The following is a 23,270-nucleotide window of genomic DNA, read 5'->3' as shown; positions in this document are numbered from 1 at the left end:
GGTTATCGAATTTTCGGCGGATGCCTCCCGGCTGATTCATTTAGATCACAGCCGTAAGGATTTCTTCAAACCGGAGGGGCGACTCTCCGAACAAAGAGAAATCACATGATCTTCCAAAAAAACATGTGGGAGGGGACGATTGAAAGTCCCCTTGTAATTTGACTTTCTTCGTCTCCTTTTGCACCTTTAGGAGGAAGAAAATATGTGTGGAATTGTAGGTTATATCGGTCAGCTTGATGCGAAAGAGATTTTGTTAAAAGGATTAGAGAAGCTTGAGTACCGCGGTTATGACTCTGCCGGTATTGCTGTGGCGAATGAGCAGGGCGTGCATGTGTACAAAGAAAAAGGCCGCATCGCCGACCTTCGTGAAGTGGTGGATCACACGGTTGAATCTCAAGCGGGAATCGGCCATACACGCTGGGCGACTCACGGCGAACCAAGCTTCCTGAACGCTCACCCGCATCAAAGCGCACTCGGCCGCTTTACACTTGTTCATAACGGTGTGATCGAGAACTATGTTCAGCTGAAGCGCGAATACCTTGAAAACGTTGAACTGAAAAGCGACACGGACACTGAAGTAGTCGTTCAAATGATCGAGCAATTTGTGGCGGGAGGACTTAGCACAGAAGAAGCGTTCCGCAAAACACTGACTCTGTTAAAAGGTTCTTACGCAATTGCATTATTTGACGGTGAAAACACAGACACCATTTACGTTGCAAAAAACAAAAGCCCTCTGTTAATCGGTCTTGGAGATACGTTTAACGTCGTGGCATCTGACGCGATGGCTATGCTTCAAGTAACGAATGAATACGTTGAGCTTTTGGACAAAGAAATGGTGATCGTGACAAAAGACGAAGCCGTGATTAAAAACCTTGACGGTGAAGTCATGACACGTGCGTCTTATATTGCTGAGCTTGACGCCAGTGATATCGAAAAAGGCACATACCCTCACTACATGTTAAAAGAAACGGATGAGCAGCCGCTTGTTATGCGCAAAATCATCCAAACGTATCAGGACGAAAACGGCAGACTGGCCGTGGCCGGCGATGTCGCTGACGCCGTGGCGGAAGCGGACCGCATTTATATCGTGGCTTGCGGAACGAGCTACCATGCCGGTCTTGTCGGGAAACAATATATTGAAATGTGGGCAAACGTACCGGTTGAAGTGCATGTAGCGAGTGAATTCTCTTACAACATGCCGCTTCTGTCTAAGAAGCCGCTCTTTATCTTCCTTTCTCAAAGCGGAGAAACAGCGGACAGCCGCGCCGTGCTTGTTCAAGTCAAAGCGCTGGGTCACAAAGCGCTGACAATTACAAACGTTCCGGGATCAACGCTTTCTCGTGAAGCGGATTACACATTGCTTCTGCACGCAGGCCCTGAGATCGCTGTTGCATCAACAAAAGCGTATACGGCTCAGATTGCCGTCCTCGCGATCGTTGCGTCCGTTGCAGCAGAATGCAACGGCGTTGATATCGGTTTTGATTTGGTCAAAGAATTAGGTATTGCGGCAAACGCCATGGAAGCCCTCTGCGACCAGAAGGACGAAATGGAAATGATCGCACGTGAGTACCTGACTGTTTCAAGAAACGCTTTCTTCATCGGCCGCGGCCTTGACTACTTCGTGTGTGTCGAAGGTGCCCTGAAGCTGAAAGAGATTTCTTACATCCAGGCGGAAGGCTTCGCCGGCGGCGAGCTGAAGCATGGAACAATCGCTCTGATTGAAGAAGGAACACCGGTCTTTGCGCTTGCGACACAAGAACACGTCAACCTGAGCATCCGCGGAAACGTGAAGGAAGTCGCGGCCCGCGGCGCCAACACTTGCATCATCTCGCTGAAAGGCTTAGAAGACGCAGACGACAGATTCATCCTGCCGGAAGTCAACCCTGCGCTTGCTCCGCTGGTTTCTGTTGTGCCATTGCAGCTGATCGCTTACTATGCGGCACTGCACCGCGGCTGTGACGTTGACAAACCGCGCAACCTTGCGAAGAGTGTTACGGTGGAATAATATATTTAACCCCTTTGGTTATTAGCCAGAGGGGTTTTTTAATGCGGAAATGAGAAATACATACTCTTTGCGATTGTAAAGAAATCCCCTTTTATATATTGAAAAGGATTAACACCTGCTTTATAATACGAGATGCATTCCGGTTAAAACCTCATCGGAAAGTAATCACCTCCAGCAATTTTCATCATGAATATCCATTATATAAATGTAATCAATCGATTACACATCCACATTATGCTTATGACTTTAAAATCCCTGTTGTATTTGCCGGCTCCTGCCTCTTTATGAATACCTCGACTAGATATAAAAATCACAACATTTTTGCAATAATCCGGTTCAATTCTCAAAAAAAGTCCTGACAGCAATGATAGGAGTGGAATGATGTCAAACCTTTTAGAAATCAGAAACATCAGCAAATCTTTTGGTCATAAAGCTGTTTTAAAGGATGTTACATTCAATGTGCCTGCCGGATCAATTGTCGGTTTTATCGGTGATAACGGCGCAGGCAAGTCAACAACATTTAAAACGATATTAGGATTAATCTCTCAGGATAGAGGTAAAGTGAAAATCTTTGGTAAAGAGAATTTGGATAAACATATAAAGTTCAAAGAAGATATTGGGGTCGTATTTGATGCGATGAATCTTCCTGCGCACCTTACGATAAAGCAGCTGAATCATGTATTTAAGAAACTATTCGGTGCTTGGGACCAAGATCATTTTTACCGGTTGGTTCATTCTTTCTCTTTACCTATGGACAAAAAAGTGAATACATTCTCGCGCGGCATGTCAATGAAGTTATCCGTAGCTGTTGCTTTGTCGCATAATGCAAAATTATTACTTCTGGATGAAGCAACGGGAGGACTTGATCCCTCTTCAAGAGATGACCTGTTAAATGAATTAAAAAGCTTTGTGAGTAAAAGCAACGGCGGTATTTTACTTTCATCGCACATTATGACTGATGTCGAGAAGATAGCCAGCCATATCATTATTATGAAAGATGGCGAAATTTTATTAAATGAAGAGAAAGATAAGGTTCTTGAAAGCTATACTGTTATAGACGTTGATGAGGGCCGATTGGCTGAGCTTGACGAAGATATCGTTCTAGCAAAAAGGAATCATGGATCTTATTGGAGTGTGCTTGTATCGGATCAACAGAAATTGCCGAATGGCGTAACGGCCAACACCCTTTCCATAGAAGAAATCAGCGTCTTTTTAACGAGGAGTGAAAACATTGAGAGGTCTGTTACTGACTAACTATTACTTGGTTTATCGGAGTTTCTTTGCATACACGGGGTTGGCCATATTGGTATCAGCAGTCATTTTTTATTTTGGGGATGCTTCAATGCATCGTTTTGTTGCAATGCTGATTATTTTGTTTGTCGTTATGCCCGCCCTTGAGGTTATAAAGTATGAGAGCAAGTCTGGCTATGACAGGTATGTCCTGACTTTACCGGTCAGCAGAACAAATATTGTTCAAAGTCACTATGTCTTTTATCTTTTGGTTGTTGTGATCGGAGCTGTAATATCTTATGGTATTTTCCTTGTATACAGCCTGGGTTCTGATGAACCAATTGACGGCATATTTAATATTGTCTCTTTTGGAACGTTCATCGTTCTCTTTGCCGGTGCAATCGTTTATCCTCTTCTCTACATGATAGGCCCGGAAAAGTCTGATGCTATCGTGATTGGAGGGGCAATGGGGGGACTTTTTGCTACCTTTGGATTACAAAGTGTCGTTGGGTATGTAGCAGAACAAGTACCTCTGTCATTTTTGCATATAAATCCTTCTTTATATGTTCCGATTATATATCTCTTGATCGGCGTTATCTTATATATCATTTCATTTTTCATTGCCGCAGCTATATATCATAAAAAAGAATTTTAGCAGCGTGTTTAATGATTTTATGCTGTGACAACAGGATAAGGCATGGCATGGGCTCTCATTAATTCACTTTAACTCCAAGCAGACAGCCGCCCGCACAATAGGCGGCTGTTCTTCTAATTAAAACTGCGTTGTCACATCGTACTCATAATCAATCTTTAATTTCACATTTTTCATAGTCGATTTTGCTGTTTGCGAGTGCTCGGTGCCACACTTTATTCTCTTCTGACATTATGCAATGTCTTGTGTTTCCTTGGCTTGGTGTTTGAGTCGCGGCGGTATTGATTCTTTTCACTTTGGCGTCTTTTGGAATGCTTGTTTGTTTGGTTAAGTCGAGCCTGAGAACGGTTGAATCTGATCCATTCGGACTGAGGCTTGTATTTATAATTGGGAAGACTTTACTGAGAGAGCAGTGCATTATTATAATGGATTCGGGGAACATGGTGAAATGCTTTCAAAGGGTTATTTATCAGGAAATACGGCATTAATTAATAATATATTTAAAAAACAGAAGAACATTCATTACCTTATAAAGGAATGTAACATTTAACACAGGAGGGAATTGATTTTCTCTTCCTTCCTGTTTTATTTTTAAATAATCCTTGAGAGCATGGTGAGCTATTTTTATAAGAAGGTGAGAAATTGGATAATATATATAAATTGCTGATTATAGAAGACGATAAGGATATGGCTAAGGCGTTACAAAATTTACTTGTTAAATGGAATTTTGAAACTGTTATATGCGGAGATTTTGATAATATTTTGTCAATATATGAAAAAGAAGAGCCTCACATCATATTATTGGACATCAATATTCCTTCATTTGATGGTTTTTATTGGTGTAAGAAAATAAGAGAAGTTTCAAGTGTCCCAATTATTTTTTGCTCGTCTAGAAACAGTAATATGGATATTGTCATGGCTATTAACAATGGCGGGGATGATTATATTCAAAAACCATTTGACAGCCATGTATTGGTGGCGAAATTACAAGCAATTATAAGGAGAACTTATGAGTACATAACAGCAGAATCTCATCTAATCGAATCTAATAATGTGATATTAAACCTTAACGATGCAAAAATATACTTCCAAGATCAGAGTTTAGAGCTTACAAAGAATGAATTTAAAATTCTAAAAACGTTAATGGAAAACAAAGGGAAAGTTGTTTCGCGGGATAATTTAATGAGACAGCTTTGGAATGATGATATTTACGTAAACGAAAATACGTTGACAGTAAATATAAATAGATTAAGGAATAGATTAGAGGGGATTAATGTTGATGACTTTATTTTAACAAAAAAAGGAATGGGATATATAATTCAATGAAATTAATTGATTATGTGAAAAATCATATATTATGGATTTTATGCAGTGCACTTATTCTGGTTGTAATCAATGGGATTTTGTTTGCGAGTACCTCTATTCATCAAAGTTATATAGACATTTTTTATATGGATTTGTTGATTGTCTTTATTCTACTGATCAACATTTTCTATGGATTCATCAAGGCAAAAAAGAAATACGAAGTTGTGTTTAATAGTTCTATCGAAACTTTAGAAAAAAACAAAGTTAGAAATGATTATTTTATAGATATGCTTATAAAAGTCTCCAAAAAGCAACAAAATAAATTTTTGAAAGCAGAAGAAGATTATAAAAACGGTATTAACGAAATTCAGGACTATACTACTCAATGGGTTCATGACATAAAAGTTAATATAGCTGTGTGTGAACTGCTACTGGATGAGATTAACTCAGAAAGCAGCAGAGAGCTGCGTAATCAAATTGAACGAATTAAATTTAGGATTAATCACATTTTACATGTGACAAGAGCTAATCACTACGATCAAGACATTTTAGCGGGAGTAGTAGATGTATGTCATATTTTAAGAAGTGCAATAAAAGAAAATGCTCTTTTTTTTATTAATAAAAACATTGAGATTGAGACTAATTTAAAACCATTTAGTGTTATCAGTGATGAACGTTGGATCTATTATATTTTTGGTCAAATTCTTAATAATAGCAGTAAATATACACCTGAGGGGGGAACGCTGACTATTACAACTAAAGAAGAGAAACAAGCCTATTATATAATGATTAAAGATAATGGAATTGGTATTTCAAAAGAGGGTTTATCTAGGATATTCGATAAAGGCTTTACAGGTAAAAATGGTAAGGTAGGAACGAAATCTACAGGGATGGGTTTATATTATGCTAAAAAAATGGCTGATAGACTAAGTATAGGAATTGAGGTAGACAGCGTAGAGGGTGAATATACTGAATTTCACATTATATTTTATAAACTATCCGATTATTATAAAGTGGCAAATGAAGCAATAAGTAATTAGTTAAAAACAGGGGATAATCTAATGAGAAGAAAGGCTAAAATATTTTGTATTCCATTTGCAGTGGGTCATCGATAGTTTATTCTAAGTGGAAAAAATTCATGGATCCACTTGTTGAGGTAAATGAAGTAGAGTTGGCTGGCAGAGGAAGAAGATTGAAAGACCCTCAATAGACAATATGGAAGAAATGGTTGAGGATATATATAATTCTATTAAGAATAATATAACTGAACCTTTTGCCTATTTTCGAACATAGTATGGGTGAACTGCTTACATATGAGCTTTGTCACAAATTTCGAAATGAAATCCTGCCCTCGTGCCTATTTGTCTCCGTAGAAAAGCTCCTCAATTGAAGGGAAGAAAACAACTAATACACAGCTTGCCAAAAAATGATTTTAAAATTAGATGGTACAGATAATTTATTTTTAAGAAACAAGGAGTTAGAAGATATTTTCTTGCCGATTTTGAGAACTGAGTTAAGTCAATAGAAACCTATGAATTTAATCCTAAAAACAATTTAGTGAATTATGATTTTTCTGTTTTTTATGAGTAGACGATAAGACTGTTGATTTTGAAGAATTATCTTTTTGGAGAAAAGTAATAGGGAGCGGTGCCGCTCCCTATATCTGCTTAAAAACCTCACATACTGATTATCCATGGTTTTGTACAAAAGTCCTCTAACCCATCACCAAACCTAACATGAATGTCACATTCACTTTTAGAAATGTAACCTTAATCGATAGTAGCGTTTTGTGCTCTAAATTATAATACAACTATAAGAATCAATGTCCTACGCATAATCAGATTTTATGGGGGTTTATAGATGAATAAGATCGTAGAGGTATCAAACGTAATAAAGGAGTATGGTGAAATTGGCAGTACCTTTCGAGCGCTTAAGGAGGTAAGCTTAAATATCAACAAAGGAGAATTTGTTGGTATAATGGGTCCTTCAGGCTCAGGTAAGACCACATTGTTAAATATTATGTCTACTATTGACAAAGCTACTTTAGGAGAAGTTTTAATCGATGGTAAAAGAATAGATTATTACAAGGATGAGGACCTTGCAAAATTCAGGAGAGACACAATCGGATTTGTCTTCCAAGCTTTTAATTTATTAGACAATATGACAATTAGAGATAACATTGCTCTGCCTCTTGCACTAAACAATGTAAAACACAAAATCATTCTAAAAAAAATTGATGAACTAACTGAGCTCTTAGGAATTTCAAATCAGTTAGATAAGTATCCATATGAATTGTCAGGCGGTCAAAAGCAAAGAGTAGCTATTTGTCGTGCGTTAATTACCTCTCCAAAGGTTATTTTTGCAGACGAACCAACAGGGGCTCTTGACTCTAAGTCATCCTCAGAGGTTCTAGAATGTTTTAAAAATATTAACAAAACCATAGGAACAACCATCATCATGGTAACCCATGATGCAAACGCAGCAAGTTATTGTAATAGGGTTATGTTCTTAAAGGACGGTAAATTACACGGAAGACTAGACAGCAGCGGAGATAAAAAGGAATTATTTAAGAAAGTGTTAAACATGCTTGCCGTAATGGGAGGATCGGAAAATGAACTCCTTTAAAATTGCCTTTAAGCTTTTGAAGAATAATTTAAAAATATATGGATTATATTTTGTGGTTTTAGTTGTAACTGTGGCAACTTACTACAATTTTACTGCTATACAGTACAATGAAGTGTTTGTCCAATTAACTGAAAGGTTTCAATCAGCTGTAGTGGCAAGTGCAACATCTGGCTTTGTTCTAATTTGCACAGTGGTCTTTTTTATGTGGCATGCCAATGGATTCTTTTTAAAACAACGTCAAAAAGAAACCGGGTTATACATGCTAATGGGAATAAGTACTTCTAAAATTGGAAGAGTATTCGCAATTGAAAGTATTCTAATAGGCAGTTTGTCTCTATTAATGGGTTTATTGATCGGGATATTATTCTCGAAATTGTTCTTAATGTTATTAAGTAAGTCCATGACACTGGGTGGTGAAATTCCTTTTAGTATATCTGCACAAGCCATCATTCAGCTTATTATTGTGTTCGGGACCATCTTTGTAATGCTGGGAATGAAAAACTATAGAGTTGTGAAAAAAACACAACTAATTAATATGTTGAATGCTTCGAAAGCAAAGCCCTCACCTCCAAAATATAATTATACAAAGGGTTTTACAGGTTTAGTATTAATTGCTGCAGGCTATATAGTTGCACTAAACTTTAAGCAATGGGATTTGGATTTATTGCTTTCTGCGATGGGAATCTTGGTCTTGGTCAGCACGGGGACTTATCTGTTTTTTGGAAGTTCTCTGACTATAATTTTAGGGAAGTTAACAAATTCAAAAAAAATTATTTATAAAGATGTAAGGTTAGTCAGTATAAGTAATACTTTCTTTAGACAAAAAGTTAATTATAGAAGTTTAGCGATGACGGCTATTTTAACAGCAGCTACCGTAACTGCATTCAATGTAAGCATTTCGTTCAAACAGTTTGAAGCAAATTATGACATCACAGCCTCCCCATACAGTTTAAGTTTTGAAAGCAATTCTGAAGATGTCAAAGATAAAGTCAAAGGAGTGATTCGAGAGTCAAAGCATGACTTAATCGGAATCAATAAGATTCACTTTTTTATTGGTAATGTCCAATACGACGATAATAAGCAAAATATTGATCCGAATAACAAAGCTATTATCACTAGTTACTCACAAATAAAGAAAACATTAATATTTTTGGATTATAGTAATAAAGCAAGTATTTTGAATCAAATTAAACCAGAAATTCATGAAATTTCTTTTATTCTAAATGCTGATTCGATAGCTTCACCTATTTATGTTGATGGTAATAAAGTGAGCATTAATAATAATAATTTCCTAGTTTCTAAACATACACAGCTCCCTTTTACAGGGAAAATTAAAAAATATGGTGACAAAAACATTTATGTTTTAAATGACAATGATTATAAAGAATTAAGAAAGAAAAACCAAGAGATTGTATTAAATGGTGTGCGAATTACAGATGAAAAAGAAAGTAGGGAAGTGGTTAATAGAATCAAGGAAGTTGTACCAGGTGGAGATTTGAATGTAAATGGAAAGAATCAAAGCTTTACATGGGAGTATTATGCTTTAGGTCAATTTTTCTTTTTAGGCCTGATTATGTCCCTAGTATTCATACTAGCGACCTTTAGTACAATTTACTTTAAAATTTTAAGTGATGCATTCACTGATAGGGAACAATATTCAATGTTGAAAAAAATTGGTATGAGTAAAAAGGAAGTGCAGAGGTCTGTCTATCTGCAAGTTGGAATTGCATTTTTACTGCCTGTGATTGTGGGGGCCCTTCATAGCATTGTAGCAATGAATATGCTGGAACAGATTATGAATGTAAAATTCACCATTCCAATTCTATGCGGCATCGGATTATTTGTTCTTATAATGGTTGCTTTTTATATAGGACTCTGTAAAAACTATACCAAATTGGTATATGAAGAGCAGTAAAAAAATGAGAAGGATTGTCCAGTAAATTTATAAAGAGAGAGGAGATTTCATATGTCATGGTTAACTAAATGGTCCTTTGCTAATAAAGCTGCTATTACGTTAACATCCATTATTATAATAGCCTGGGGAGTAGTCAGTTATCTTCGTATATTAGTGAAGAAATCAGAGTCGGTCAATCTTGTTTCACAAAGCTTAGCAGTTGTTGTGATTGGAGGTTTGGCAGTAGCAACCATGCTTACCTTAATAGTGATACCATGCGTATATGAAATATTTAATTTTAAAAAATCAAAAATGCAAAGGCGTGAAAAAACATTGAAAGATGATATAACAATTTAAATAAATTTATTGATGTTTTTGGAACAGGGATCAGAACACTTTTCGAAGTCAGCTGTCGGTGATATGACCGGCGGCTGGTTATTTAGTTAGACGTCTATAAGGAAGCGCTGCAGCACGATCCTTTACTGAAACATACGGCGGCAGAAGCGGCCGCCCATTACGGACAGGGGCTCACGAAGCTGCGAGAACGGTTATGATGCCATTCCTGATTTGGTGCTGTCCATTGAGTATAAAAACGGATCTCTGCGTGATGTCGGTCAAAGCAGGCAATACGGATCTGGGGATACAGATTGGCTTTCTGAATGGAAACGGGAGCTGGGTGTGCGTATATAAAATGAGAAAAAAGCTGACAAATGATGACGTCAGCTTTTCTTTATGTGTTTTCTTAAAACTCTTCATACTCCGCTGGGTCTTGGCCGTTTATGCGTCCGTCGGGGCGGGTAAGCGAATCGATAAGTTTCATATCGTTTTCATCAAGGGAGAAATCAAAAACAGAGATGTTTTCAAGCTGGCGCTCGGGCGATGCTGATTTTGGAATCGGGATGGCGCCCAGCTGGATATGCCAGCGTAAAATGACTTGAGAAATGGTTTTGCCGTATTTGTCCGCAATCCGTCCGAGTTTTTGATCGTTCAATACTTCGCCGGCGCGGGATAACGGACTCCATGATTCTGTCACGATGCCCTGTTCTTCGTGCCATTGGCGCTGCTGCTGCTGATTAAAAGCGGGATGCAGTTCAATTTGGTTGATGCCTGGCTTTACGCCGGTTTCACGTTCGAGCCGTTCGATATGCTCAGGCAGGAAATTGCAGACGCCGATGGATCGGATCAGACCCCATTTTTTCGCATCAATCAGTGCCTGCCATGCTTCCGTGTAGCGGTCTTGTTTCGGGTTCGGCCAATGGACGAGATACAGGTCATAGTAGTCCAGACCGGCGCGGTATAAAGATTCTTGGATGGTTTGTACAGCTTTGTCATAGTCATGGTAGCGCCCGGGCAGCTTGGACGTCACGTATAGCTGTTCTCTCGGAACAGAGCTTCTGCGGATGGCTTCTCCGACCGATCCTTCATTTTCATAGTTATAAGCGGTGTCAATCAGACGGTAGCCGATATCAATGGCGCTGGTAATGGCATGAACGCCGTTGTTTCCATTAAGAGCGTATGTACCGAAGCCGATCGCGGGAATGCTTGTCCCATCCAGCAGTTTCTTTTGCGGAATTGCTCCAGTCATCATTAAATCCCTCCTTGTTTTCTACTTTACCATTATTCTTACAAATGAAACGTAATAATGGAAGGAAATGAGATGATCCGCACATGAAAAAGCTGACGGAGAACCGTCAGCTTTAAATTTGAAACATCCATGCTACGACGGGGCCGAAGACCGACCCTAACACGGCGCAGAGCGTCATGGAAACAGAACTCATGGAGACCGTTAATTCTCCGTACTCCATTGCTTTTGAGGTGCCGAGCGCATGGGAAGCGCTTCCGAATGCAATTCCTTTCCCGAGTGAGCTGCGGATGCGGATCCACTTGAGAAGCAGCGGTCCTAAGATAACGCCGGAAAACCCTGCGATCATGACGAACACGACTGTCATGGAAGGGACACCGCCGATACCGGACGCAATCTGTATGGCGACAGGCGTCGTAATTGATTTTGGGATAATTGACAAAATCAAACTCCGGCTGATGCCGAACAGCTCTGCAAATAGCAGGCCGCTGACCATTCCGGAGAATAAACCGGCCAACACGCCGCCGATGATCGGAAACATATACTTGATTAACACCCGGCGCTGCTTATAAAGCGGGTATGCCAAAGCCACCACGGCGGGTCCGAGCAGTGAATTGATCCATTGTCCGCCGATCATATAGTCTTTATACGAAATATGAAAAACAAGCAGCACGGCGATAATGAAAATCGTAGTCGTCAAAACTGGTATGAGAAAGGGATATGGAAAGCGCACATATAATCTCACCATAGCCAGATAGGCGGCGGCCGTGAACAAAATTATAACGATTGCGATACATGCTTGCTGCACTTCTTTTTCTCCTTTCTCTGATTGGCTTTGTGCTCTAACAGCTGGCTGGCGTACCCTGCGGCGATCATTGTGACGATGGTGCTCAGCACGATGATCAGAAACAGAGCAGCCCCGCTGGCGGAAAACAGTGACGGGTAATTGATGACGCCCGTCATGGCCGGAATGAATAAGAGCGGAAGAAAAGACAGCAAAAATCCGGCTCCGTCTTCAATCATTTTGACGGGAATGATCTTAACCGATAAACATATGATCAGCAGGATCAAACCGATGATGCTTCCGGGAATGGGCAGGTGAAAGAACTGCTGAACGGCTCCCCCGATAAAGGAAAATGCGAATAAAATAATGATTTGCAAGATGATGCGTATGACTTTCACGACAATGCTGTTCTTTGGAGAAGAGCAGCTTCCCCCTTTCTTGATGTTTCTATAAGTTTCTTTACTTTTGGCACATATATTTGTACTATACAAATATATGTATGCAAAATATTTCTATATGTTTTCTGAGTAAATGTGCATATGTTTGTATTATACAACTAATGTTGCTGTTGTCAATGTAAGGAGTGAGGCGTTTGTCAAAACAAGATCCGATTGAATTAATTGAATATGAGCTCACCACTTTTATCAGGAGAGCTGTTTATCTTGATAACTCCGACCGTAAAATCGGACATCTGGAAAGGGCTGCGTATTTGTTATTACGGCAGCTGGATGAATTCGGGCCTGCGCGTGTGAAGGAATTGGCCGAATCATTTAAGCTGGATATTTCCACATTGTCACGCCAGGCAGCGGCCTTGGAGTCGAAAGAGCTGATCCAGCGTTTTTCCGATCCTTCTGACGGGCGGGTCAGTCTGTTTGCGATTACGAAGCTTGGCAAACAGAGGTTAAAAGCTGATAAAAAGATGCGTCTTGAGCGGTATCATCGTATGCTTGACGATTGGTCCGGCGATGAAAAAGAAATGTTCGGCCGGCTTTTGCTGCGGCTGAATGAGGCATTTATCGATTAATGCATGATTTTTGCCGGGTTAAGCAGGATTATGGCGTATACAAGGGAGAATGGAAGAGAGTAAGGCTTTACGCCATTCTGCTTAGCAAAAATAATATTGAATAGGGGGCGGAAAACGTTTCTCCTGGGAAATAATGTTTCTCGGAGGCTGCGGCATTTATTATCTCAATATTCATAATTCAATAAAAATGAAAGCGCTTTATTTTTACTCCATTGGTTCAGAGTGTAAGGTGTTTGCCTGAAAAAAACAATTGTATTTTCCACGAAAATTTATTATGATGGAATAAGGAAATTGGAGATTATATAACGATAGGAAGATAGAATATTTCTAATATTGCGGGAAATGAAGATTGAGTTAGGTTCAACAGGTGCACCTTCTGCTTCATTATTTCACATATATCAGAGCTGTTAAGAGGAGGAAGCGAAGTGGCAAACAAAGAATTAAAGAGAGGCTTAGGCGCGCGTCATATACAGATGATTGCGCTGGGCGGCACGATCGGTGTCGGTTTATTCATGGGGTCATCCAGCACGATCGGATGGACAGGGCCGTCTGTCCTGCTGGCTTATGCGATCTCGGGTATCTTTATCTTTTTTATCATGCGTGCGATGGGCGAAATGCTCTATGTAGAGCCGAGTACAGGGTCGTTTGCGACATTCGGCCATAAGTATATACATCCGTTAGCCGGCTATATGACGGCGTGGAGCAACTGGTTTCAATGGGTGATCGTCGGGATGTCTGAAATTATCGCCGTCGGTTCGTATATGAAATATTGGTTTCCTGATCTGCCGGCATGGATTCCCGGCATTATCGCCATGGCCATTCTCGGTGCGGCGAATTTAATTTCAGTAAAATCTTTCGGTGAGTTTGAATTTTGGTTTGCCATGATCAAAATCGTCACCATTATTCTGATGATTGTGGCCGGAATCGGGATTATTTTCTTCGGTTTCGGTAACGGAGGGCATGCGATCGGATTATCTAATTTATGGTCGCACGGCGGTTTCTTTACAAATGGTTTTTCAGGATTTTTCTTTGCTTTGTCTTTGGTTGTTGCGGCCTATCAAGGGGTCGAGCTGATCGGAATTACGGCAGGGGAAGCGAAGGACCCGCAAAAAACGCTGAGAAGCGCGATTCAGAGCATTATCTGGCGGATTTTAATTTTCTACATCGGTGCGATTTTCGTAATCGTTACCGTATATCCGTGGAATGAGCTTCACTCACTCGGCAGTCCGTTTGTTTCGACATTTGCGAAAGTCGGGATTACGGCGGCGGCCGGTTTGATTAACTTTGTTGTGATTACCGCTGCGATGTCCGGATGCAACAGCGGGATATTCAGTGCGGGACGTATGCTTTATACGTTAGGCGTGAACGGACAGGCGCCGAAATTCTTTAAGAAAGTTTCTTCGAGCGGTGTGCCGATATTCGGTACGCTTGCGGTATTAATCGGACTTGTGATCGGTGTCGTGCTGAACTACATCGCGCCTCCGAAAATTTTTGTTTATGTGTACAGCGCGAGTGTGCTGCCGGGAATGATTCCGTGGTTCGTCATTTTAATCAGCCATCTCGGTTTCAGAAGAGCGAAGGGCGCTGAGCTTGATAAGCATCCGTTTAAGATGCCTTTTGCGCCGTTTACAAACTATTTGACGATCGCTTTCTTACTCATGGTATTGATCGGCATGTGGTTTAACAAAGATACGCGGATTTCTTTGGTTGTCGGGGTGATTTTCCTGGCGATTGTGACGGTCAGCTATTATGCGTTCGGTATCGGCAAGCGCATGCCTGGTGAAAAATCGAAAATAGAAGACGCTGTATAATTCAAAAAGACACCTCTCTTACAGGGGTGTCTTTTTCGGCTTGTCCGCGAGTGGTATACTGGTTAAAAAAAGCAGAACCGGGGGAAACATCGATGAGTCATTACCGTACGTTATTATTTGATATAGACAATACGCTGCTGGATTTTACCGCTTCAGAAACCGATGCTCTTCAAAAATTGTTTCAAGGTTCAAAGCTGGAGCTGACGGCAGAGGTGGAAGCCCGTTATAAAGCGTTAAATCAAGGGCTGTGGCAGGCGTTTGAAGAGGGGGAAATGACCCGCGATGAAGTGGTGAATACACGGTTTGCCCTTTTATTTAAAGAATACGGCCTCGAAGCCGACGGCGTGCTGATGAATCAGGCGTACCGCCAATACTTAGAAGAAGGGCACCAGATGATAGACGGAGCTTATGAGCTGATTGAACGGCTGAGTCCTTTATTTGATTTATACATCGTGACGAACGGCGTCTCAAGATCACAATATAAGCGGCTGGGCGACTCCGGTCTGTATCCGTTTTTTAAAGATGTGTTTGTATCTGAGGACACGGGTTTTCAAAAGCCGATGAAGGAATACTTTGATTACGTGTTTGCGAGAATTCCCGGTTTTTCTGCCGGGCACGGGCTTATTATCGGCGATTCATTGAGCGCGGACATAAAAGGCGGTCAGATGGCGGGAATGGATACGTGCTGGTTTAATCCCGGAAAGAAAGCAAATGAGTCCGGGATCATCCCGACGTATGAAATTCATTCGCTTGATGAGCTGTATGATGTGCTGAACGTGGAGCGAAAAGCCGCCGCTCATCTGTAAGGAGAATACGATGAAGATTGCACATACGAAGTTACTGATCAGGGGTTTTGCATTACTATCAATCTTTCATGCGATTCTTCAGCTTCCTCCCGGCCGGGGGGAGCTGAAGGTTTTTTTGTCTGTGCTCGTGATGATGCTGACGGCTAATGACTGCCTGCGGCCGCTATATATGAAGAGAAGGCCTGCTGTATATCAAGGCTCTTTTCTCCTGAGCAACGTTATCGCGGGAGTTCTTTTGTACAATGTCTATAGTGTGGGGACACAGGCCGTAATGGTGCTTTTATTGGCGGAGGTGCTTATTACTGATCAGCAGATTTCGGCTGTTTTGTTAACGGTGAATGCCGCCGCATTTGCCGCAGCTTTATACGCCGGAGGAGCGGGTGTCAGTGATATCGTGCCTCCATACTTCATCATGTTTGCGGTGATTTATTTATATCGGAAAAACCTGCAGGAGAAGTCGAAGGTAGAATTGCTGAACCGAGAGCTGAAAACCGCTAATGACACACTGAAGGAATATTCAGACCGGATTGAGGAACTGGCCGTTACGAAAGAAAGAACAAGAATTGCGCAGGAGCTGCATGATTCGCTCGGTCATTATCTGGCTGCTCTGAAAATGAATTTAGAGTTTGCCGGGAAGACAGCCGGGCATCAGCCGGACAAAGTGAAGCAGATCATTCATAAAGCGCATGATCTTACGAAAGAATCCATTTTAAAGCTTCGCCAGGCGGTTACGCTGCTGCAGGGCTCGTTGTCCGGGCGGGCGTTTGAGCAAGAGCTCCGTGACATTTTCAGTCATTTTCAAGAGGCGGGAGGCATACGCTTCGAGCTGGAGACGGACGCGGCGATAGAAGCGGAACAGCCGGATGTGAAGCATTGTCTTTATCAATCCGTTCAGGAAACGATTACGAATGCGATAAAGCATGGACATGCTTCATATGTTTCTGTCCGGATTCAAAAAAACCGAAACATGATATTGGCGCATATTCATAATAACGGCTCAGCCTGCGGAACGATCATAAAATCAAATGGTCTGAAAGGAATTGAGAAAAGAGCGGCCGCACTTGGCGGAGAGGCTGTTTTCTCTTCCGGGAAGGAAACGGGTTTTGACGTGAAAATAAGGATTCCATGCAAGGAGGAATAATCAAGTGAATGTCATGATTGCAGACGACCAGTCCATTGTGAGAGAGGGGCTGAAAATGATTCTGAGTCTTCACGAAGGAATACAAATATCGGGAGAGGCTTCTTGCGGCGAAGAGGTTCTCCGGCTGCTTTCTCAAACCGAAACCGATGTGATTTTGATGGATATCAGAATGCCCGGTATGGACGGAATCGAAACGACAAAAGCGGTAAAAGCGCGATATCCTTCCGTAAAAGTCATCATTCTGACAACGTTTGAAGATGATCACTATATTTTTGCCGGGCTGAAAAGCGGAGCCGACGGCTATCTCTTGAAGGATGCTGATTCAGATGAAATTACCGCCTCTCTTCAAGCCGTTTATGAAGGGCAGATGATGCTGAATCCCAAAATCACGGTTTCCGTCGTAAAAGCGCTGAACAACATGGAGATCCCTGCGGTGCAGAAAGAGCCGCGGTCAAAGCTGAAGGAGATTCTCACGCCGAGAGAGCTTGATGTGGCGAAACACATTATGGAAGGCAAAAGCAATAAACGCATTGCCGCAGACTTATTTCTGACTGAAGGCACTGTGAAAAACTATGTATCCAGAATCCTCGATAAACTTGAAGTGTCAAACAGAACCGAGCTTACCTTATATTTGCAAAAATTGCTATAACCCCGCTTCACCCTCCTCTCTCCCTTTTTATCACTAAACACATGACGAAAGTAATACCCATATCGAGTACGAAAGTGAATAGAAAACAAGGATTGCCGAGAGTAGAATAAGTGCAGACATGACACAAGGAGTGCTGCACGAATGCTCGAATTAACGGATTTGACAAAGAAGTACGGCGATTTTACCGCTGTCAATCATATATCACTGCGCGTCGAAAAAGGAGAGATATTCGGTCTGCTGGGACCAAACGGCGCCGGTAAATCAACAACGGTGTCGATGATCAGCACCGTGCTCTCACCGACGGGCGGAACAATCTGCATTGACGGAACCTCATTACAGGAGCAGCCTGCGGCCATAAAAAAAGTGATGGGAGTCGTCCCGCAGGAAATCGCTTTATATCAAGCGTTAAGCGCAAAGGATAATCTGGCTTTTTTCGGGAGTCTGTACGGACTGTCCGGTAAGGAACTTTGTAAACGGGTTGATGAAGTGCTGGATATCATCCAATTAAAGGAACAGCGAAACCAAAGGGTATCTGAATTTTCAGGCGGCATGAAAAGACGGGTGAATATCGGGGCCGCGCTAATGAATGAACCGAAACTATTCATTTTAGATGAACCGACCGTCGGAATTGATCCGCAATCCAGACACCACATTCTTGAAACCGTGAAGACGTTAAATCAAGAAAAAGGGATGACCGTCATTTACACGAGTCATTACATGGAAGAGGTCGAATACCTCTGTGAAAAAGCGGCGATCATGGATCACGGCTCAATCATTGCCTGCGGGACGAAAGACGAATTGAAGCAGTCAGCCAAAGCTTCTGATACCCTGATCGTGAATGCAGAGGGGCTGAATGATGATGCCGTTAAAAAAATCCGCCGCATTCCCGGTGTTGCCGAGGCTGCTGTCAGCCAGCAGACCATTACGATGCTCGTCTCTGCGGCAGATCGCAATATCCTTGATATTGCGGATGATATCAGGAAAACCGGTATCACCATTAAGGGCATTCATTTCGAGGAAGCCAATCTGGAAAGCATTTTCCTCCGGCTCACCGGCAAAACGCTGCGGGATTCATAGGGGGGCGTCATGAAAATATTATTCAGGCTGATCTTATTAGATTTTCGGTTATTGGCCGGAGCAAAGTCTTTCTATATAAAACTGATTCTGTTTCCGGCACTGATGATTTTTATTTTAGGAACGGTTTTTCACGGCGATTCGAAAGTGAAGCCATTTCAGACCGCGTTTTATAATGCGGATCACGCGGAGAGTTCTTTGGGCGACGTATTAAAGAATGACGTGCTGAAACAAACTGATCTCATCCGTGTAAAAGACATAGGCAGTTACCAAGAAGGGAAACAGCTTGTCGAAAGCGGCAAAGTCTCCGTTTTTGTATACGTACCGAAAGGCTTTGCAAAAGCGGCAGAACACAATGAAAAAACAAGTATCAAAGTCATCTCGGACCAACAGGGCTCTGTAAACGGAGACATTGTGGAAATGATGGCCGATTCGTTTGTCACCAGAGTAAAAGCGGAGATCAGTGAAGAAAAAGCGGTGCTGAAGAAGTCGGGACATCTGTCAAAGGGAGATGTCAGCAAAATCATCAGCGGCCTTTCGGGTGAACGTGAACAGGCTGTCACCATTCCGAAACAGTCAGCCGGCAATCACGCGGCTCCGATTGATGCGATGCAGTATTATTCAATCGCAATGGTCGTCATGTTTTCCATTATGACCGCGTTTGCGCTCATTCACGGGATAGTGGAAGAGAGACAGCAGCACACGTTATTCAGAATCAAATCAATGTCTGTTTTACGTATCCAGTATGTGGCGGGTAAGCTTTTGGGAATCATGCTTGCCATCCTTATGCAAATGGCTGCCGTCATCATCGCAAGCAGCATCTTGTATCAGGTAAAATGGGGCAATTTGTTTGAAATATTGCTGGTTACGATTGTTTATTCATTTGCGATCGGCAGTATCGTGCTTCTTTGGGGGTTTACTGCAAAAAACCACGAGACCGTCTCAAGCATGGCGGCTCCTATTCTGTATGGCTTCAGTTTTTTAGGCGGAAGCTTTATCGCAAAAGACGGCTTGCCTGACAGTTTGAAAATCGTGCAGGAGCTGATACCGAACGGCAAAGCGATCAACAGCTATGTCAGTGTCACGCAGCATGCCGATCTGAGCGGTATTGCGGCGGATTTGGCAGAGCTTGCCGCCATCGGCGCCGTGTTTTTATGTTTGACCATCTGGGTGTTTAAACGGAAGGAGGCTGTTTCATGACGCAGCTGTTATTCATGATCAGACATCAGCTGAAACTGATGCTGCAAAATAGGGCTGCCATCTTTGCGACGATTTCCGCCCCGCTCCTTCTCACATATTTCTTTTCCTTTTCTGCGGATGGCAGTCAGCAGAAGGAAGTATATGTAGCTGATGAGGATCAGAGCGCCTATTCAGCGCAATTTATGAAAATGATTCAGACAGCCGGCCATATAAAAGTCACGAAGGTCACGGAGGACGTATTAAAAACAAAGGTTAATCATCAGGATATATCCTTTGGATTGCTGATCGGCTCTTATTTTGAAGAGACATTATTTTCCGGAGATGAATTGAACGTTTCATTTATTCAGAATGAAGAAAAGGGTGATGCTGTTTTGACAGAGCAGCTGATTGCGCAGCAGGCGGGCGCGCTGAAAAAAATAGTCCGCGATGCAAAAGTGATATCTCGCACGCTGCACACCGACGGAAAGCAGGCCGCAGCTGATCTCTTGAAGGATATTCAGGGGCATTCCGCCGTCAATGTTGACCGCCATCACGTTTATGAAGGCGGACAGGCAGCCGACAGACTTATCGGATTTTTAGTGATGTTTATCTGGTTCGTTGCAGTCCAAAGCCTGCGATCATTTATAAATGAACAAGAAAATCATACATATGACAGATTGCTGAGCACGCCCGTTTCCTATACGGCATATGCAATCTCTAAGTTTGCGGCGGCGTATCTTTTCGGACTTCTCCATATTATCGTGATCCTCGCTGCCGGAACATTCATGCTGCATATCCGTTTTGCTGATCATGTTTTTGCTGCGGGAGCGGTGCTTGCGGCCTGCTCGTTTGCGCTGACTGCTGTAACGATGGCTGTGATACCGTTCATGAAGAGCCAAAAGCAATTCACGTCGCTTGCTTCCGTTTTTATAGCTGTCACGGGTTTATTGGGAGGGGCTTTCTTCACATTAGACACGGCTCCGGAGTACATGCGGATGCTGTCGTTGTTTACCCCTGAAAAATGGGCGATCGGCGCATTTCAAAACAATGGCGGAGGCAGCATGCAGATAGTGCCGCTGAGCCTGTTTCTTGCTGCCGGTGCAGCGTCATTGGTCTTATCACTTTATATGATAAGCCGTCATATGAAAAAAAACGGTTAGAAGGGTGGCTGCTTTGTATATGGCAGAAATGATCGGAATCATAGAATTGCTCGCGGGAGCCGCAATGAACGTATGGATCGGGAGGCTCGGAAAAACCTTTTTCGGTAAAGATGACAGAAGTTCGAGAGTCGTGTTAAGAATCTGCGGCATCTTTCTCATGATCAACGGCGTTTCAAGAGCGTTTCATATCTAGTTCACAAAGTGTTCCGGACTCTTTTATAAAATGTAATCTTTTTCCTTGTAAATCGTGTAAAATAGTATAGGATTCTACGAAAAGAATAAGAGGGGGAAGAAACATGAAAAAGAGACTCGTTACGCTATTCGCGGCGGCCGTTGCTGTTTTGTTGCTTGTGAGCGGGTTGTGGGCTCCATCAGCGTCTGCGGCGCCGGCTCCTGCTTTAACACAAATCCGTATTATCGGTGTGACGTCTGACGGTCAGAGTTACCAATGGGAAAATATCGGGCCGAACCAAATCAGCGCATCAAAACCGATGAAGGGTACAACGGGTTATTTAGCCGTATATTTCCAAGGGTATCCGAACAATAACACGATCCAGGCGTTTAACAACGGAACGAATATTACAAGTCTTACGTCAAAAGCGCTGGAAGATGAATATACGAAAAACGGCAATATCGTTACAGGCTATATTAAATATTACAGTGTTCCTCTTTCTTATGTCAGTTCAGGAACGTTCTCTTTCTCCGCAACGGGGCTGAACGGGCCGTACACGCCGTTAAGCAGCGGGTTTTTCTCCATTCAGGTACAGAGTTAAAACAGTCGCCCGGTGCTTTCATGTATAGTTTTTCTCTCTTTCCGGGAAGCTATTCCTATAGAAAAGGGAGGGCTTACATGATGGACAGGACACTCGGATATTTGCGCGAGTCGCTTTCGAACCACTTGGAGCATGACGTGTGCCGAGGGATTTATAAAAAGCTTCAGGTGAAGCATTATGCAAATGAGGGCGAGTTTGTGAAAGATCTAAATGATTTGGAAATGGATGTGCTGAATCAGGTGCTTGAAAAGGAAATCAAATATGCTGAGAACGAGCAGGATGAGAAGCGCACGATGGAATTGAATGAAGTATATGAGCTCCTGTTTTAAAAAGCCTCCCGGCGGCCGGGAGGCTTTTTATTGTTTCGGAAACAGTTTACATAATCATCCAAACCTTTGTATAATGGATAGTTGTGAAAAAAACAGACGGAGGAGAAACATGAACGAAATAAAAAAACAGACGGTTCTTGAGTTATCATCGGTTGAAAAAGCTTTAGTTTTTCTGGTGCCGCCATTATTGGGGCTGATCATCGGATGGTTTCTGCCGGTCATTGCGAAATGGGCCGTAACATTGGATTGGCTGCCTGTTATCGGGCCGCTGGAAATGATCGCTTCTTTTCACGGATGGAAGGCTGCGGCTGTCATCGCCGTTATCGGCTTAATCGGGGGATTGTGGCTGACGCGGACTGTTTTTAAAGAATGTCTTACGGCGGTCGTGACGGACAGCGAGGTGTCCTTAACCATATATAATGAAGAAAGCGTGTACTCGAAAGACAGCATTTCCGGTGTGTTTACGGATGAAAAGCATCTTGTCTTATTGGGGACTGAAGGGCAGGAGCTTTTTCGGGAGAAGCTTGAGCCGGCGGTTGAAAAAGCGGCTGATGCGTTTCGCGCGCATGGGTATGTCTGGCTGGGGACGGAAGATCCTTTTAAAGAAGAATATAAACGGTGGGTGCCGGACACGCCGGATTTGGAGCCGGGGGCTAATGCTCTTTTAAAAGCGAGAGAAAAGGCGCTGAAAGAGGAAGAAAAGGCTGACGCGAAAGAGCTGAAAGCGGAAATAACCAAGCTGGGCATTACCGTTCGGGATAAAGGCTCGCGCCAATATTGGCGGTTCTATCAAACGCCGTCTGCATAAAAAAGCTGCCGCCGTTTGATACGGCCGGGCAGCCCGGGAACAGATTATTTCTTCTTGTCATCATAATATTGAACCGGGTACATGGAGCCTTCGGATACCATTTTGTTATCTTCAATATCTTCGGGGTGCGGGTTGCCTGCTTTGTTGACGGGGAATGATTCAATATCCTGCTTCCCGGAGAGCGATGTTTTCATATTGCGGATAAAGTTCATCACCTTTTGGCGGTTTGATTTATCTTTGAGCAGGTAGGAAGTCACTCCGACAGTCGACACGGCAAGTCCTGAAATGAGCAGTTTTTGTTTCACGATAAAAACTCCTTTCTATTTCTGGCTTGCAGTAGTTATTCCCGCTTAACGGCTGTTTAAACATCTGAAGGGTAATTTTGGCTTTCTGCTTTAATGCGATAAAGATTGACAAAACTATTTTCAGAATAATATTA

Annotated in this window: 24 protein-coding genes and 2 pseudogenes; 21 read left to right on the top strand and 5 right to left on the bottom strand. The window is 42.3% G+C overall.

Features of this window, described 5'->3' with window-relative positions; genetic code table 11:
• Positions 1 to 202 precede the first annotated feature (202 nt).
• From glmS to ACWHAR_RS16810, 3 genes are all read left to right on the top strand, one after another.
• A complete protein-coding gene (glmS, locus tag ACWHAR_RS16820; protein WP_032872648.1) occupies positions 203 to 2,005 on the top strand; it encodes a glutamine--fructose-6-phosphate transaminase (isomerizing) in 1,803 nt (600 codons plus the stop codon).
• Positions 2,006 to 2,386: 381 nt separating this feature from the next.
• Positions 2,387 to 3,259 carry an ABC transporter ATP-binding protein gene (locus ACWHAR_RS16815; protein WP_029326108.1) on the top strand — a complete coding sequence of 291 codons (873 nt, stop codon included), beginning with the start codon at positions 2,387 to 2,389 and terminating at the stop codon, positions 3,257 to 3,259.
• A complete protein-coding gene (locus tag ACWHAR_RS16810; protein ID WP_032872650.1) occupies positions 3,237 to 3,890 on the top strand; it encodes an ABC-2 transporter permease in 654 nt (217 codons plus the stop codon). The genes ACWHAR_RS16815 and ACWHAR_RS16810 overlap by 23 nt, the downstream gene beginning before the upstream one ends.
• A gap of 117 nt (positions 3,891 to 4,007) precedes the next feature.
• On the opposite strand, the pseudogene ACWHAR_RS16805 reads toward ACWHAR_RS16810, so the two are convergent.
• Positions 4,008 to 4,269, bottom strand: a pseudogene (locus tag ACWHAR_RS16805) (hypothetical protein); the annotation flags it as partial.
• Positions 4,270 to 4,529: 260 nt separating this feature from the next.
• Here ACWHAR_RS16805 and ACWHAR_RS16800 point away from each other — a divergent pair.
• The 6 genes and pseudogenes from ACWHAR_RS16800 to ACWHAR_RS16775 all read left to right on the top strand — a co-directional run.
• Positions 4,530 to 5,213 carry a response regulator transcription factor gene (locus ACWHAR_RS16800; RefSeq protein WP_007609089.1) on the top strand — a complete coding sequence of 228 codons (684 nt, stop codon included), beginning with the start codon at positions 4,530 to 4,532 and terminating at the stop codon, positions 5,211 to 5,213.
• Positions 5,210 to 6,232: a sensor histidine kinase gene (locus tag ACWHAR_RS16795; RefSeq protein ID WP_032872652.1), complete on the top strand. Its 1,023-nt coding sequence runs from the start codon at positions 5,210 to 5,212 to the stop codon at positions 6,230 to 6,232. Before ACWHAR_RS16800 ends, ACWHAR_RS16795 begins: the two co-directional genes overlap by 4 nt.
• A gap of 820 nt (positions 6,233 to 7,052) precedes the next feature.
• The gene (locus tag ACWHAR_RS16790; RefSeq protein ID WP_007408973.1) at positions 7,053 to 7,817 is read left to right on the top strand and encodes an ABC transporter ATP-binding protein; all 765 of its coding nucleotides are present in this window, start codon (positions 7,053 to 7,055) and stop codon (positions 7,815 to 7,817) included.
• Positions 7,804 to 9,732 carry an FtsX-like permease family protein gene (locus ACWHAR_RS16785; protein WP_032872654.1) on the top strand — a complete coding sequence of 643 codons (1,929 nt, stop codon included), beginning with the start codon at positions 7,804 to 7,806 and terminating at the stop codon, positions 9,730 to 9,732. The genes ACWHAR_RS16790 and ACWHAR_RS16785 overlap by 14 nt, the downstream gene beginning before the upstream one ends.
• Positions 9,733 to 9,783: 51 nt before the next feature.
• Positions 9,784 to 10,068, top strand: a complete 285-nt coding sequence (locus ACWHAR_RS16780) for a hypothetical protein (RefSeq protein WP_032872656.1) — start codon at positions 9,784 to 9,786, stop codon at positions 10,066 to 10,068.
• 86 nt (positions 10,069 to 10,154) lie between these two features.
• Positions 10,155 to 10,401, top strand: a pseudogene (locus ACWHAR_RS16775) (DUF4885 family protein); the annotation flags it as partial.
• A gap of 52 nt (positions 10,402 to 10,453) precedes the next feature.
• On the opposite strand, the gene ACWHAR_RS16770 reads toward ACWHAR_RS16775, so the two are convergent.
• The 3 genes from ACWHAR_RS16770 to ACWHAR_RS16760 all read right to left on the bottom strand — a co-directional run bounded on the left by ACWHAR_RS16770 (position 10,454) and on the right by ACWHAR_RS16760 (position 12,475).
• Positions 10,454 to 11,299 (bottom strand): aldo/keto reductase, encoded by an 846-nt coding sequence (locus tag ACWHAR_RS16770; protein WP_007609098.1) that lies wholly within the window; start codon positions 11,297 to 11,299, stop codon positions 10,454 to 10,456.
• Positions 11,300 to 11,408: 109 nt separating this feature from the next.
• The gene (locus ACWHAR_RS16765; protein WP_032872658.1) at positions 11,409 to 12,101 is read right to left on the bottom strand and encodes an LrgB family protein; all 693 of its coding nucleotides are present in this window, start codon (positions 12,099 to 12,101) and stop codon (positions 11,409 to 11,411) included.
• Positions 12,071 to 12,475: a CidA/LrgA family holin-like protein gene (locus tag ACWHAR_RS16760; protein ID WP_003156751.1), complete on the bottom strand. Its 405-nt coding sequence runs from the start codon at positions 12,473 to 12,475 to the stop codon at positions 12,071 to 12,073. The genes ACWHAR_RS16765 and ACWHAR_RS16760 overlap by 31 nt, the downstream gene beginning before the upstream one ends.
• A 194-nt stretch (positions 12,476 to 12,669) precedes the next feature.
• On the opposite strand from ACWHAR_RS16760, the gene ACWHAR_RS16755 reads away from it, so the two are divergent.
• From ACWHAR_RS16755 to ACWHAR_RS16700, 12 genes are all read left to right on the top strand, one after another.
• Positions 12,670 to 13,101: a MarR family winged helix-turn-helix transcriptional regulator gene (locus ACWHAR_RS16755; protein WP_003156749.1), complete on the top strand. Its 432-nt coding sequence runs from the start codon at positions 12,670 to 12,672 to the stop codon at positions 13,099 to 13,101.
• Positions 13,102 to 13,526: 425 nt separating this feature from the next.
• The gene (locus tag ACWHAR_RS16750) at positions 13,527 to 14,912 is read left to right on the top strand and encodes an amino acid permease (RefSeq protein WP_003156747.1); all 1,386 of its coding nucleotides are present in this window, start codon (positions 13,527 to 13,529) and stop codon (positions 14,910 to 14,912) included.
• A gap of 92 nt (positions 14,913 to 15,004) precedes the next feature.
• A complete protein-coding gene (locus tag ACWHAR_RS16745) occupies positions 15,005 to 15,718 on the top strand; it encodes a YjjG family noncanonical pyrimidine nucleotidase (RefSeq protein WP_032872660.1) in 714 nt (237 codons plus the stop codon).
• Positions 15,719 to 15,728: 10 nt separating this feature from the next.
• Positions 15,729 to 16,859, top strand: a complete 1,131-nt coding sequence (locus tag ACWHAR_RS16740) for a sensor histidine kinase (RefSeq protein WP_032872662.1) — start codon at positions 15,729 to 15,731, stop codon at positions 16,857 to 16,859.
• Positions 16,860 to 16,863: 4 nt separating this feature from the next.
• Positions 16,864 to 17,508: a response regulator gene (locus ACWHAR_RS16735; protein ID WP_032872664.1), complete on the top strand. Its 645-nt coding sequence runs from the start codon at positions 16,864 to 16,866 to the stop codon at positions 17,506 to 17,508.
• A 141-nt stretch (positions 17,509 to 17,649) separates the two neighbouring features.
• Positions 17,650 to 18,585 (top strand): ABC transporter ATP-binding protein, encoded by a 936-nt coding sequence (locus ACWHAR_RS16730; RefSeq protein ID WP_032872665.1) that lies wholly within the window; start codon positions 17,650 to 17,652, stop codon positions 18,583 to 18,585.
• Positions 18,586 to 18,594: 9 nt separating this feature from the next.
• Positions 18,595 to 19,782 (top strand): ABC transporter permease, encoded by a 1,188-nt coding sequence (locus tag ACWHAR_RS16725; RefSeq protein ID WP_032872667.1) that lies wholly within the window; start codon positions 18,595 to 18,597, stop codon positions 19,780 to 19,782.
• Complete coding sequence (locus ACWHAR_RS16720) at positions 19,779 to 20,921, top strand: ABC transporter permease (RefSeq protein WP_032872669.1); 1,143 nt, start codon at positions 19,779 to 19,781, stop codon at positions 20,919 to 20,921. Before ACWHAR_RS16725 ends, ACWHAR_RS16720 begins: the two co-directional genes overlap by 4 nt.
• Before the next feature lie 13 nt (positions 20,922 to 20,934).
• Entirely contained in the window at positions 20,935 to 21,114 is a 180-nt protein-coding gene (locus tag ACWHAR_RS16715; protein WP_011996242.1) for a hypothetical protein, read from the top strand.
• A 103-nt stretch (positions 21,115 to 21,217) separates the two neighbouring features.
• Positions 21,218 to 21,694, top strand: a complete 477-nt coding sequence (locus ACWHAR_RS16710; RefSeq protein WP_032872671.1) for a DUF4879 domain-containing protein — start codon at positions 21,218 to 21,220, stop codon at positions 21,692 to 21,694.
• 80 nt (positions 21,695 to 21,774) lie between these two features.
• Positions 21,775 to 22,023 (top strand): sigma-G-dependent sporulation-specific acid-soluble spore protein CsgA, encoded by a 249-nt coding sequence (locus ACWHAR_RS16705; RefSeq protein WP_032872819.1) that lies wholly within the window; start codon positions 21,775 to 21,777, stop codon positions 22,021 to 22,023.
• Between the two features lie 109 nt (positions 22,024 to 22,132).
• Positions 22,133 to 22,831, top strand: coding sequence for a YqeB family protein (locus ACWHAR_RS16700; protein WP_032872674.1), 699 nt, complete (start codon positions 22,133 to 22,135; stop codon positions 22,829 to 22,831).
• 44 nt (positions 22,832 to 22,875) lie between these two features.
• On the opposite strand, the gene ACWHAR_RS16695 is transcribed toward ACWHAR_RS16700, so the two are convergent.
• Positions 22,876 to 23,136 carry a hypothetical protein gene (locus ACWHAR_RS16695; RefSeq protein ID WP_003156732.1) on the bottom strand — a complete coding sequence of 87 codons (261 nt, stop codon included), beginning with the start codon at positions 23,134 to 23,136 and terminating at the stop codon, positions 22,876 to 22,878.
• Positions 23,137 to 23,270: the final 134 nt, after the last annotated feature.

It is taken from the genome of Bacillus sp. LR--39 (assembly GCF_053613335.1).
This window is presented reverse-complemented; position numbering and strand designations above follow the sequence as displayed.